10 protein-coding genes are annotated in these 13,380 nt (G+C 44.6%); 7 read left to right on the top strand and 3 right to left on the bottom strand.

Translation table 11 applies throughout. The features are described from left to right. The first annotated feature begins 821 nt into the window (after positions 1–821). The 3 genes from BCV39_RS16155 to BCV39_RS16145 are packed head-to-tail and all read left to right on the top strand — an operon-like array spanning position 822 to position 5,196. The gene (locus BCV39_RS16155; protein ID WP_102432324.1) at positions 822–1,520 is read left to right on the top strand and encodes an ABC transporter ATP-binding protein; all 699 of its coding nucleotides are present in this window, start codon (positions 822–824) and stop codon (positions 1,518–1,520) included. An 8-nt stretch (positions 1,521–1,528) separates the two neighbouring features. Beyond that, a complete protein-coding gene (locus BCV39_RS16150; protein ID WP_102432323.1) occupies positions 1,529–4,063 on the top strand; it encodes an ABC transporter permease in 2,535 nt (844 codons plus the stop codon). Beyond that, positions 4,063–5,196 (top strand): lipocalin-like domain-containing protein, encoded by a 1,134-nt coding sequence (locus BCV39_RS16145; protein WP_102432322.1) that lies wholly within the window; start codon positions 4,063–4,065, stop codon positions 5,194–5,196. The genes BCV39_RS16150 and BCV39_RS16145 overlap by 1 nt, the downstream gene beginning before the upstream one ends. Before the next feature lie 150 nt (positions 5,197–5,346). Here the strand turns inward: BCV39_RS16145 and BCV39_RS16140 are convergent, their stop codons facing one another. Beyond that, positions 5,347–6,594 carry a hypothetical protein gene (locus tag BCV39_RS16140; protein ID WP_102432321.1) on the bottom strand — a complete coding sequence of 416 codons (1,248 nt, stop codon included), beginning with the start codon at positions 6,592–6,594 and terminating at the stop codon, positions 5,347–5,349. A 209-nt stretch (positions 6,595–6,803) separates the two neighbouring features. Further along, positions 6,804–7,592: a helix-turn-helix transcriptional regulator gene (locus BCV39_RS16135; RefSeq protein WP_048661047.1), complete on the bottom strand. Its 789-nt coding sequence runs from the start codon at positions 7,590–7,592 to the stop codon at positions 6,804–6,806. A 98-nt stretch (positions 7,593–7,690) separates the two neighbouring features. On the opposite strand from BCV39_RS16135, the gene BCV39_RS16130 reads away from it, so the two are divergent. The 4 genes from BCV39_RS16130 to BCV39_RS16115 all read left to right on the top strand — a co-directional run bounded on the left by BCV39_RS16130 (position 7,691) and on the right by BCV39_RS16115 (position 11,851). Further along, entirely contained in the window at positions 7,691–8,584 is an 894-nt protein-coding gene (locus BCV39_RS16130; RefSeq protein WP_048661046.1) for a DMT family transporter, read from the top strand. A gap of 193 nt (positions 8,585–8,777) precedes the next feature. Beyond that, positions 8,778–10,433, top strand: coding sequence for a peptide ABC transporter substrate-binding protein (locus BCV39_RS16125; RefSeq protein WP_102432320.1), 1,656 nt, complete (start codon positions 8,778–8,780; stop codon positions 10,431–10,433). A gap of 408 nt (positions 10,434–10,841) precedes the next feature. Next, complete coding sequence (locus tag BCV39_RS16120; protein WP_019822926.1) at positions 10,842–11,345, top strand: acyl-CoA thioesterase; 504 nt, start codon at positions 10,842–10,844, stop codon at positions 11,343–11,345. Between the two features lie 260 nt (positions 11,346–11,605). Further along, a complete protein-coding gene (locus tag BCV39_RS16115) occupies positions 11,606–11,851 on the top strand; it encodes a hypothetical protein (protein WP_026084480.1) in 246 nt (81 codons plus the stop codon). 635 nt (positions 11,852–12,486) lie between these two features. On the opposite strand, the gene malG is transcribed toward BCV39_RS16115, so the two are convergent. Then, positions 12,487–13,377, bottom strand: coding sequence for a maltose ABC transporter permease MalG (malG, locus tag BCV39_RS16110; RefSeq protein ID WP_019822930.1), 891 nt, complete (start codon positions 13,375–13,377; stop codon positions 12,487–12,489). Positions 13,378–13,380 lie beyond the last annotated feature (3 nt).

Here is a 13,380-nt window from a genome sequence, read left to right as displayed (position 1 = left end):
TATTTTATTTTATTTTATTTGCCAGCATTGCGAGTTAACTAGCGCGTAACATCAATCTAACATTTGGCACTAAGCTCTCTCAATAGAGTTATTACTCTAACCTTTAAAGGTTTGATGATGATTTACATTCTTTGTAAGTGTCAGATTGGTCGTTTACATCTTCAATCTTTTCTTAATTGTGGGAGGGGAGTCATTAAATGTGATCGTTACAAGTGCCACTGGATGTTCAGCGACAAAGAATATTCCCCCATCAATCGATTATCTAAAGAGGTCGTTGGGCTTTTTATGAGGGGGAGTGTTAACTAATACTCAACTTGAATCTGTGTATTGGTCATCATCGCGATTAGCCGGTTTGCCTATGCAAGATAACTAAAATCAATTTGATTTGAGGCGTATACTCTCACGATCTACATTCGGATAACTTTTGGTAGGGCAAACCCTATGAACAGGATGTGAATGAATAGAAGCACTAAATAGTAATGGGGCAGAAACAAGCTAGCAAAACAGCACCAACCCTCACCACTTTCATAAATACAACGTTTAATAATTTGAGCCATGATTTATTTCACTTAAACGAGATCACCAACCATCTGACGAAAAATCTAAAAGCCTCCGAGGTGGCTCAAAACTCCCACTAACATCCTTATCCCTCCCCACACTGATCTATTTCCCTCTTTTCGAAGTACAAGTTATTAATAATTCGATATAAATCGCTCTAATGTTTTAAATTATTGTCTACAGTTTTATAGAGCTTGTCGATTCGGTAATTGCCACAAGTAACGACACCTTTTGATGGTTAGTTTTGGTTATGAGGAAAGGAAATGGAAAGCCCAATTGTCACACTCACACATGCCAGCAAAAGCTTTGTTGATGGTAAAGACACTCATAGCGTGTTGGACAATGTCGACTTCGCTTTGGCGACAGGGGCAAGCGTGGCTTTGACAGGGGCGAGTGGCAGTGGAAAGAGTACTCTGCTTAACATCATTGCGGGGTTTGCACCTCTATCTGGTGGCGAGTTGTGGCTCGATAGCGAGAATACATCAAATTGGAAAGATCCACAGTGGAGCCGATTCCGCCATCAAAAATTGGGCGTGATCTTTCAACAGTTCAACTTATTGACCCCACTCAACGTAAAACAAAACATCGCCTTCCCTCTTCATTTAAATCAACAGAAGTGGAGCGACTGGTGCGATTACTTAGTTGACGCATTGGGCATCAGCGAGCTACTCGGAAGACACGTATCCGCACTCTCTGGCGGTCAGCAACAACGAGTCGCTATTGCGCGCGCGTTAGCCCATAAACCTAAGCTACTGCTTGCCGACGAACCCACAGGCAACCTCGACCACAAAGCAGGCATTGAGGTAATGAAGCTGCTGAGTGAAATCACTACACAAGGCAACACTGCCGTGCTTTTGGTTACGCACAGCCCGGAATGCGCCAGCTTTATGCAGACAAAATTGGTATTAGATGATGGTTGTTTAAGGAACGCAGATCTAACCCCAAGAGCAGCAGCGTTGTGAGTCATTCAATGAAGCAAACTGGCTTCGCTCATAGCCAGCTCACCCATACCAGACTGACTCTAAATTTATTCGCGGCACACTATCGTCAATCGCCACTGCAAGCGGCAGCGATTCTGATCGGCATTGTACTTGCGGTCACCTTGTTTGTCGCAGTGCAAGCCATCAACCTCAATGCCAAACGCAGTTATGCAGAATCGACCGAGCAACTTAGCGCCCAAGCTCAAAACCTTATCATTCCACCAGCAGGGCAAAACTATTTGCCGGAATCGCTCTACTTCAGCTTAAGACAAAGTGGATTAAGCACAGCGCTGCCCGTGATTGAAGGACGAGTAAGAGACGAACAAGGCCGACGCTGGTCAGTTCAAGGCAGTGAGCTAATCGCCGCCCTCACTTCAAGAGCTCGCCACTCTCGCATCGACGAAAAAAGCAATACTCAAACCAAAGAGCCAAACATTTCCCTGTTCGACAATGCCTTACCTTTGCCGCAACTCTTATCGGGTGAACCCATTGTGATGATGAGTCAATCGCAACACCAAAGCCTAGACGAAGTCGAAACACTCACTTTGGATGAAGTGCTCACCAAAGTCGTGGTATTGCCAGATGAATGGCAACTGGGTAGCAGAATGTTGATGGACATTGGATTCGCTCAGCAGCTGCTTAACAAGCAAGGACAACTGAGCTATATCGCTATTTTTGACACTAAGAGCGACACGAACAGCAATACTCAGGATAAATGGCAGGGCCTGATTGGCGAGCAAGGACAATGGATATCCAACAACCAAAGTACGGATCTCGGTTCAATTACCGATAGCTTTCACCTTAACCTCACCGCCATGAGCTTGTTGGCGTTTTTGGTTGGCCTGTTCATCGCTTACAACGGAGTGAAGTACAGTTTACTGAAACGTAATCGGCTGTTGGTGCAAATTCAACAAGCCGGCATAGCTCCAAGCATCGTGTTTTCAGCTCTGTTAGTCGAGCTCACGGTTTTAGTCACACTGGGCGCGTCGCTTAGTTTCATTTTCGGCATTCAACTCAGCCATTGGCTACACCCAACCGTCGCGATAACGCTTGAGCAACTTTATGGTGCAACACTGCTTCCCGGCACATGGCAGTGGCAATGGTTAATGCAGGCACTGCTGCTCACGCTGGCCTCAACGCTTGTCGCGTGTTGGCAGCATTTTAAACTGCGAGTGCGACAACCACTCTCTTCTCATGGCGGTTTCTATCAAGCGCCGGAAGCGTCTAACGAAAATCAGCTGTTTGTTATAGGGTCAGTATTAACCATTGTCGCGTTAGCAGGGTTATGGCTGAGCGAACATCATCGCTTCACCATGGCATGGCTCGGTGTGTTAGTGGTGTCGATTCCTTTGTATTTGCCCAAAACACTCAGCGTGCTAGCGAACTGGAGCGAAAAACGCACCCAATCGGGGTTAATACAATATCTGTTTGCTGAGCTGCGAGAACTGATCTCCCCTCTTTCCCTTGCCATGATGGCGTTGCTTCTCGCCGTCACCGCCAATATAGGGATGAATACTTTAGTCGGCAGCTTTGAATTCACGTTAAAGCAATGGCTTGAACAGCGCTTACATGCCGATATTTACGTTAGCCCTGCCCAAGGTGAAATCGCAAATGTGGAGCGCTCGTTAGAGCAGTTTGAAAATGTTGAAGCCGTTTATAAGCAATACTACGTCGATGATAACTTACAGGGCTTACCGACTTTGCTCGGCACTAAAGACAAGGACACATTAGAGCAAACCATGGTGTTCCAATCCTATCTTGATGACTTCTGGACGCGCTTTTACCAAGGTGAATTAGTGGCGATCAGCGAACCCACTGCGGTGAAGCTCGGCTTGTCCCTTGGAAACCAACTCAAGCTCGACGCGATCCAAGACAAAACACTCATCGTAGGGGCCATTTTCCACGATTACGGCTCACCCAATGGGGAAGTGTTACTTGCACCTAATTTATGGCTCGAAAACGGATTTACTGACTTACCCACCAGCTTGGGAATCAAAGTTTCTGGCGACCCACAAGTGGTGTACGAACAGCTACGCCAACAACTCAATCTGCACCCAAGTCAGCTTTACGATCAAGCACAGATCAAATCGATCGCTTTGGATATCTTCTCACAAACTTTTGCCATCACTCGGGCGCTTAATGGCGTCACATTAATGGTGGCGGTGATAGGGTTGTTCTGCGCCTGTTTCATGTTGCTCGATGCACGCAAAGCCGCCATTGCAAGGCTGTATGCGCTCGGTGTTAGTCGGAAAAAATTGATGACGATGGTGGTCGGGCAAATCGTTGTTCTGGTCGCCTTCACTCTGGTTATCGCCTTACCACTCGGCGCTATGGTCGGTTATGTGTTGACGGACATCGTTACCCTGCGCGCCTTTGGTTGGAGTTTAAATTATGTATGGAATTGGAGTGACGCATTCAGCATCGCAGCCATCACCATTTTAGTGGCTGTGTTTGCGACCTTGATTCCACTGTGGCGTTTGGTCAGCAAACCCGTTGTATCCAGTTTACAGAGCGAGGTGTTGTGATGAATCGAGCAATAAGAGTTTTCGTTCTCACACTAGGCATCTTGTTCCTTTTAGGGTGTGAGGAGTCCACTCAACCATCAGCTCAAAATATGGGTTCGATACTTGGCGCAGAAACACAAACCGACGATGAAACACAAAAAGAGGCTGAGCAATTCACGCCGGTAGTAAAAGGTATCGACATCACCTTCCCTGCCGACCATCAAGCACACCCAGATTTTCGTCATGAATGGTGGTACTTAACCGCAAACTTAATTGATGAAGACGGCAACACTTTAGGCGTGCAGTGGACACAGTTCCGCTTCGCGGCTGCACCACAAGAAAGTGGCAATGGCGCTAAGAAAACCACGTGGCAAAGCCAGCAAATCTACATGGCGCACAGTGCTGTCACCACTAAAGACAAGCACTACGCCGATGAAAAGTGGTCTCGCGATCAAGCTGAACTAGCAGGTGTAGGCAGTTCGCCGTTTCGTGTTTATCTCGATGATTGGCAATGGACGTCGACGACCGATGACCTGTTCCCAGCGACATTAGTCGCTAACTCGGATCAATTTGGATACTCGCTTAAGTTAACCAACAACGCGCCTTATCAAAAGCAAGGCGAACAAGGCTACAGCACTAAAAGTAGCGATGGCAAAGTGGCTTCCTACTACTACAGCCAACCATTCATCGATGTATCAGGCGAGGTAACCATTGATGGAGTCACCCATCAGGTTTCCGGTACAGGTTGGATAGACAGAGAATGGAGCTCGCAATTTTTACTCGACTCGCAACAAGGTTGGGATTGGTTTGCGCTAAGGCTGAGTGATGAAACCAGCTTGGTGGTGTTTCAACTTCGCAACTCAACAACAGGCAAAGCCAGTTACTCCCATGCGAGGTTGATGAATCAAGATGGCTCCGGCATCGCGATTTCACAGCAAGACATCAACTTAACCGCCATCAAGCAAACGGAAATCGATGGACGTGACTACCCAACAGAGGGGCAAATTTCGATTCCGACGCAACAAATTAAACTGACTGTTTCGGCGCTTAATCCAAATGCGAAAATGCCACTATCGGTTCCCTATTGGGAGGGGCCAATCGTGATTAAAGGTTCTCATTCTGGATCTGGCTATATGGAGTTAACTGGGTATTAAGCCAAAGGCATGATACAAACCAACCTCATATGCGAGCGGTTCATTTATAAAAAGAAATGGATGGTACGAAAAGTAGCCGAGCACAGTTAGGCTTCTGCGTTCGGCTATGGTTTCTTTAATCAGATAAGAGCTTAAGCTCCGGTAGCAAATCTATTTTGTTAAATCGGCTTTGATTTGATCGACTTGATTCGCCAAAGAGGACTCTTGGAAATATTCACTGTGTGTTTTTCCTAAGTACAACTTCTTATTGGCTACTCGTTGATCCAACTTGTCTTTAACAATAGTGCCTTGTGCCAACTTGTTATTTAATTCAAGTGCAATTGCAGAACTGTCTGAGACTTTACTTCCTTTCGTATCGTAATAACGAACTTGGCTGATGTTCGTATCAAATGGGTCGCAATAAGCTGCACCTAAATCACCCTTTTCAATAATACTGTTGTATTGCGCTTCGCTGATTGGCGTCTCTTTATTTGATACGAACTGGCTCCCTCGAACACACCAGTTGATTCTGGTGCCAATACCTGGGAAATACGCCGAAATTAAGTTAACGGCATAGTAGGTTTCTGGATCTGACAGGTTTGGTTTTGCATATCTATCAATCACCTTACCGCCAACCACTTGATATTCGACTTCGCCATTATTATAAGACTCTAAAAAATAGCTATTTCTAAACATCTTGCTGAAACTGACGTTATCAACAGAACGCCCACTGTCGGATGTGAAGCTTTTCAGTTGCTGCTTATGTTGAATGCTACCTGTTGTAATGTTGGTCACTAAACCAACCACTGTGTTTTTCGCAGCGTCACTTTGCCAAGCCGTATAGTTACTTATATTTTGTTGAGGTGTATTTGTAGTCGCATCGGCATCAACACTGTACTTGTAACTAAGCTCGGTAATGTCTTGTCCTACTTTATTTACTTTGGCATAGGACTTGTAACGACGCGCTTCGCAATCTTGAAAGTTTGCATCGTAGTAGAAGTAGCTGATCCAATCTTTTGCTTCGATAGCTTCGGTGGTACCAGCTGAGTAATCTACAATCCCGTTTGCACCATAAACACCATAGAAACCTTTGAGATCTTTTTCTTGCTTAGCAGATAACCCTTTATTGAACTCATCATCCCAACCAATACTGTAAATATTAAATAGGTTCAGAGCCTTAATACATTCTTTGATATCGGTACTGCCTATAGCATTAGCTGAATACATTACAGGGCTACTATAAAGGATTTTTGCAACATCATCTTTTGGATCAGCTACACTGCCTAATGCCGGGGTTATGGACATTTGAGGCACTACGGTTTTAGTCTTTTGAGGTGGTGGCGCAGCGCTATCGCTACCACCACCGCATGCTGAAAGTGTTACAACTAATACTAATATGGTTGGGATAATAAACTTCAAATTTTTCCTCGGAATTTTGAGCAAGTGATTATATAAATAATCACTCAAATACGAAAAAAAAACTAAATGCCTATATAACCAAATTCAAACCATTGAAGAAATAGACGTGTATATCCGCTACCGAGACCTAATTTAATCTATTAATAACAAAAACTTAAATATAAAAAGAGAAGTAGCCGATTATTGACACGTTTGGCAAAAGAAACCAATCACAACAAACGGTTCTTGTACTGTTCTGGCGTTTGGTTCGCGTAACGTTTGAACATGGTGATAAATGGGCTTGCTTGGTTGTAACCCAATGTTAGAGCGACTTCTTTAACCGATTGGCCGTTTCTTAACAAGTCCATCGAGTACAGATAACGGACACGCAATCGCCATTCTGTAAAGCTCATTCCAAGCTCAGTCTGGCAGTGGCGGGACAGAGTTCTCTCTGTGGTATGGACACGTTCAGCCCAATCTTTCAGCGTCACTTCATCGGTTGGGTTTTCTTCAACAGAAGCCAATATAGGCGCTAGGTACTTATTGTCGGTCGAAGGTAAAAAGTGGTGTTCAACCTCACGTTGCGCAAGTTGGTCAAGCAGTACCTGGACAAGCCTTTGATCTTGTTCTGTTTCCGCAACATTTATTCCACGCTCGCGAAAGTCATCGATGATAGAAGACACAATCGGCGTGATCTTTATAAGACTGGTTTTTTCTGGCAGATGTTGCGTTAGCTCTGGGGCGATATTTAGCGAACAGTAGTCCAAAGGCTTACGGTTATAACTACAATGCATCACCCCGGCCGGTACCCAAATCGCCAAATGTGGTGGCGCTAGAAATCGGGTGCTTTCCGCTTCCATCTCTAATATACCGCCACTGATCAACTGGACCTGTCCCCATGAGTGGCTATGAACTCGAGTTTCAGTGTTCGAAAGAAACGCTTCAAAATTCATAAATACGTTGGATGGTGCCTTATCAATTGATAAGGATGGATGAAGGTTTCTGGACTGTTTTTTCAAACTTGTCTTCCTATCGCGCCTGATGTCTTTCTAAAGATACTTGTAAGTATAACGACCTGTCAAACTAGCCGCATCAACTCATTTGCGACGGAATTCACATGCATTATCTCTTACCATTTTTTACAGTCTGTATCTGGGGCGCCAATGCAATCGTCAACAAGCTTGCTGCAAGCACCATAGAACCTAGCGCGATGAGTTTTTACCGCTGGTTTTTTGCGATGTTAATTCTCACGCCTTTCTGTATTCGCCCGGTGATGAAGCAGTGGGCTGTCATTAAGCCAAACCTATCGAAATTAGCGTTCCTCGGCTTTTTGGGCATGGTGTTGAACCAATCTCTAGGTTACTACGCAGGCTTAACCACAACCGCTTCAAACATGGCATTGATCACGTCTTTAGTCCCGTTGATCAGTGTATTTCTGAGCGTTCCTTTGTTGCATAAGTCCATTTCTAGTTTGAGTATTGTGGGTGGTGTGTTGTCACTGTCAGGCTTAGCTCTGATGTTAGGTAAAGGCGATCCTTTGTTCTTCATCCATCAAGAATTGACCCAAGGCGATGGCTATATGCTGATTGCGGCCTTTGTTTATGCTTCTTACTGTGTGCTCTTGAAACGCTGGAAAATGCCAATCAGTAGCTGGGTGGTGATTTACATTCAGGGTCTGTTTGCTGTCGCGATGCTTACGCCACTTTGGCTTACCAGCGAACAACTTTTACCACCGCAACAAGCGATCCCATTGATTGCTTACGCCGCAGTTGCCGCTTCGATTTTAGCACCTTGGATGTGGGTGAAAGCGATTGACACCATTGGTGCTGACTCAAGCGCGATGTTCATGAACTTGCTTCCAGTTGTTGCGATCGTATTAGCTGCGACATGGCTTGGCGAAGAAATTAACCAGTTCCACATCATTGGCGGTGTGATGGTGATTTCAGGTGTCATCCTTGCTCAAATTAAAAGAAAACCAAGGCTTGAGGCTCCTCTCCCTCAACAAAGCTAAACGCATCATCCAACGCTCACTTTAGGGCAAATATTCAAACTCACTTTTCTTACTGTGCCTACTCCGAAGTAGGCACTGTTATTTTATTCACAAGCCTTTTAAATGCTTTTAATACGCGTTCATTGTGGTTGCAACATGTTACCGACTCAGGTTTAATGAATTACGTACTGTTTAAGTTGTAAAAGGAAGTACAATGACTCAACCACCGATCCCTGTGATCATCTCGTCTCTACTTGCTTTGTCATCTGTTTCAAGCTTTGCTGCCACTGCTCCTGCTCCTGCTCCTGCTAATACTAATGCACCATTAGCTGAAGAACTATTAACTGAGGAACAACATTTTGTACGCGGCAACGGTGCAGAGCCCAACACACTAGATCCTAGCTTCGTAAATTCAGGCATGCCCGGTGACATCATCGTCAATGATATGTTTGAAGGCTTTGTGATTGAGAACAGTGACGGGCAAATCATCCCAGGGCAAGCCAAAGAGTGGTCTATCAGCAAAGACGGCAAAACCGTGACGTTTGTATTGAAAGAGAACCTCAAATGGTCGAATGGCGATCCAGTCACAGCGTCTGATTTTGTGTTTGGTTGGCAGCGCGCAGTGTCTCCGAAAACAGGTAATAACACGGGTTTTGTTTTTTCTACGGCTAACATAGTGAACGCTAGCGAGATTCTATCAGGAGATAGAGATCCCTCTAAGCTTGGCATCAAAGCATTAGATGAGCGCACGGTTGAGATTTCACTTTCAAAACCTACGCCCTACTTTATGAGTTTAATGAGCATCAAGACCTTTTTCCCTTTACCTGCTGAGTTGGTTCAAGAGAAAGGCGACCAATGGACTCGCGCAGAAAATATCGCGACCAACGGTGCTTACACTTTGAGTAAATGGGTGCCCAACGAATACGTTGAAGTCGAGAGGAATCCAAATTATTGGGATAACACATCGACAATCATCAACAAGGTGACCTATTTGGGCTTATCATCTCAAAATGCTGAGCTTATCCGTTATCAAGCGGGTGAAATTGATATGACCAATCGCGTTCAGCTTGAGTACTACCAGAAATTAATCCAAGAAAGCCCTGAGCAGATCAAAGCGCAAGCTCTACTAGGCTCTTACGTCTATTCATTCAATACACGTCAAGCGCCGTTTGATGACGTCAGAGTACGCCAAGCACTGAGCATGGCCGTCAATCGTGAGATTCTGGTCGAGAAAGTTACAGGTCAAGGTGAGCCAGAAGCATACAGCGTGACGCCGAATAATATTCCTGACTACACAGCGCCTTTATCCGAATTCAATTCTCTAGACAGCGAGCAGCGTTTAACCAAAGCCAAAGCTCTACTTGAAGAAGCGGGATACAACGAAAACAAGCCTCTCAAGTTTACCCTTACGTACAACACCAGTGAGAATCATAAAAAGATAGCGATCGCGATTGCATCGATGTGGAAGCCACTTGGCGTAAAAATTGAGTTGGAGAACATGGAATGGAAAGCCTATGTTGCAGCGAAAGGGAGTGGCGACTATCAGCTGGCTCGCTCATGGGCATTTGGTGACTATCCAGAGCCTTCTGCACTGTTAGAAGCCTTCACTTGTGACCACACAGCAAATGAGAGTGGCTACTGTAATCCAGATTATGATGAGCTCTTACAGCAAGCGAGTAAAACGGAAGATCAGTCTAAACGCTTTGCTTTATATCAGCATGCTGAGTCGTTACTCAACGATTCTGCAGCAGTTATGCCTTTATATCATTACAACCACACACGATTAGTGCGAAATACACTAAAGGGCTTCCCAAACAATAATCCGAAAGGAAATATCTACGCGAAGGATCTATACTTTGTAAAACAGTAAAAGTGAGCTGATAAGAAAACAATAATAGCTACCACTTTAGTAGTAACTAAGATACAGTCACTTTAACTAAACCAAATCAACAGCGGTTAGTTGGCTAACACAAAAAAGGTACCGACATGAGTACCACACGGCTTAGAAACACCTAGCATTGCGCTAGGTGTTTTTTTTTGTAATCGACCTATCTAGTGACTTAATCAGTATTTCTAATCTTTTGCTTGCTATGACTTCATCCATGTTTGCCATTCGCCTCATACACCTTTAAACACCGATATTCATCAACTGATCATCTGTTTGAAAAAAATTGTCTTAACCGTGAGATTATCCGCTTTAACTTATGTCATCTTAAGTATATTGTTATTAGTAAGTAACAAGCATGTTATGCAGCAAAATAATAATGAAGGAAGATAGATGAGCAGTAGCAATAGCCGACAAGATGGCAAACGAGACGTTACTCTGCGTTTTTTAGCTGAACCCGGGGATGTGAACTTTGGTGGTAAAGTTCATGGTGGGGCAGCAATGAAGTGGATCGATTTAGCAGCCTACGCTTGTTCCGCAGGGTGGAGCGGTAAATACTGTATAACAGCTTATGCAGGCGGAATTCGATTCGTTGCTCCAATTCACGTAGGCAACCTTGTGGAAGTAAGTGCAAAGGTCATCTATACAGGTTCATCTTCAATGCATATCGCTATCGACGTGCAAGCCAGCGACCCTAAAGAGCTCAATAACCGCCTAACAACTCACTGTATCGTTATTATGGTCGCTGTCGATGAGAATGGTAACCCGACTAAAGTGCCAGAGTGGATACCAGAGACGCCAGAAGACATCGAATTACGAGATTCGGCTATTCGCCTAATGAACATGCGAAAACAGATTGGTGAAGAGATGGAAGCTCACGTGAAGTACCTTAAGTAAGGTCCACCAGCTCCTCCCCTGCAAACCCTATTACAATGCCAAGCACCTGCTTGGCATTGATCTATTTGATACCTTCGTGCTCTACACAGCCAAATCCGCTGCACACCCAATACAGACAATAAGAGCGTGATACCCAGCCAAAGGTGGCAATGAATCGGTACTTGTTCACTGATTTATTTTGACTGTAATAAAGTCGTCATTTTGCTCTGATTAAATACCGCCAATCATAATGGATGTACTTAAATTTCCCGGAGCCACACTTGAGCGTCACACGCCCCACTCTTAGCGAATCTACACTGAACAATTTGAAGGCTGTTGAGTATCAATGGGTTAGAACTTTGTACGTCGAAGGCTACGACAGCAATGAAATCAACCACTATATCCAGACGTGCTTCGGCGGCGACCCAACGTTTGCGGATCTGTTTCGTCGTGTCGCACTCGATCAAGAGAGCATCTATGTATTACTGCAGCATTTAGGTTGCGCACCTTCAAGCAAAGAGTTCTAGCAGCTAGAACTCATTATCCACATTCTGTAGCTACCCATTCTATGTTCATCCATCCCGGCGTTTTGATCATTAGCTCTCAACTATAACTCCAGTGTAGTTTCATATCCCTGAGTTATAACCATTTAAAACTCACAGCCACATCCCGTTTCTATATGCACTTTCTGTGCAATTTCATCATTTGTTGCATACAAATCATTGAAGTATCACGCATTGGATTATTAGCAATATATCAATAGATCAACAGCCCCTTATACTGAGTGTCTGATTTGTGAGACTCGTTCACGCCTTCAAGTAAGAGGAATGAGTCAAGAAAGGTGTAGGAGAGAAGTGACTCGAAGCTTTTAATATTAAAGCGCTTATCAGCACAATAACGGTGATGGGTACAAGAGTTGACGAGTAAAGCAGACACAAAGACAAAAAAAAGTAGCGGGCATAAAAAAACCCAAGTAAATACCTGGGTTAGAGTTACAAAAACCACTAATCATTAATAGCGTAAGGAACCTGATTAGTAGCCAGCTATGCGTAACCTGAGGGTTATTTTTATTACTGATCGGCGGCCAAACCAAATGATGTAATAAAAATGCCAATATAGAGCGACCTAACGGTCGCTCTTTTTCTTTCTTATAGAGTACAGCTTATCCTTTTACACCACCTGCCGTCAAACCGCCAACTAACCAACGTTGAGCAAGTAAGAACACGATAGTAATCGGAAGTGCTGATAGTACAGCCGCTGCCGCAAAGTCACCCCATAGGTAGTTCTGAGGGTATAAGTACTGCTGCATACCTACTGCTAGCGTATAAGAGTTCACATCTGTAAGTAGTATAGATGCTACTGGTACTTCACCAACTGTTGCGATAAATGACAGGATAAACACAACCGCTAGGATTGGCACAGACAACGGTAGTAGAACCAGTCTGAATGCTTGCCAAGGCGTTGCACCATCAAGGGCTGCTGCCTCTTCCAGAGAGTTATCAATCGTTTCAAAGTAACCCTTAATCGTCCATACGTGCAGTGCAATACCACCTAGGTAAGAGAAGATTAGACCACCGTGTGTGTTCAAGCCTAAGAACGGAATGTATTGACCAAGTTTGTCAAACAGCGCGTAGATTGCTACTAGAGCCAGTACTGCTGGGAACATTTGGAAAATCATCATCGCTTTCAGGATAGTTTCTTTACCTTTGAAGCGCATACGAGCAAATGCGTAAGCCGATGTCGTTGACAGTGCCACGATTAAAATCGATGTAACACCCGCCACTTTGATCGAGTTCCACAACCAAGTCAGTACTGGGAACGGAGGTGACGTTACCGAGCCATCTGCGTTCGTCACTGACATACCTAATGCTAGCTTCCAGTGTTCCAATGACGGGTTATCTGGAATCAAACTACCGGTTGCGAAGTTACCTTCACGGAACGAGATCGCGATGATCATCAGTAGTGGGAAGATAATCATTGCCAAGAAGCACCACAACACTGCATGTGTTGCCCACACTCGGTATTTAAGGCCTTTACCTTGTACCATAGCCATTGT

This window comes from Vibrio sp. 10N.286.55.E10 (assembly GCF_002872555.1).
GTDB lineage: Bacteria > Pseudomonadota > Gammaproteobacteria > Enterobacterales > Vibrionaceae > Vibrio > Vibrio crassostreae.
This window is presented reverse-complemented; position numbering and strand designations above follow the sequence as displayed.

What these genes read in the sequence shown, in the direction of transcription:
- malG (WP_019822930.1), bottom strand. Translation starts at nt 13,377, where the DNA reads ATGGCTATGGTACAAGGTAAAGGCCTTAAATACCGAGTGTGGGCAACA.
- BCV39_RS16130 (WP_048661046.1), top strand. Translation starts at nt 7,691, where the DNA reads ATGCATTATCTCTTACCATTTTTTACAGTCTGTATCTGGGGCGCCAAT.
- BCV39_RS16150 (WP_102432323.1), top strand. Translation starts at nt 1,529, where the DNA reads ATGAAGCAAACTGGCTTCGCTCATAGCCAGCTCACCCATACCAGACTG.
- BCV39_RS16145 (WP_102432322.1), top strand. Translation starts at nt 4,063, where the DNA reads ATGAATCGAGCAATAAGAGTTTTCGTTCTCACACTAGGCATCTTGTTC.
- BCV39_RS16125 (WP_102432320.1), top strand. Translation starts at nt 8,778, where the DNA reads ATGACTCAACCACCGATCCCTGTGATCATCTCGTCTCTACTTGCTTTG.
- BCV39_RS16120 (WP_019822926.1), top strand. Translation starts at nt 10,842, where the DNA reads ATGAGCAGTAGCAATAGCCGACAAGATGGCAAACGAGACGTTACTCTG.
- BCV39_RS16155 (WP_102432324.1), top strand. Translation starts at nt 822, where the DNA reads ATGGAAAGCCCAATTGTCACACTCACACATGCCAGCAAAAGCTTTGTT.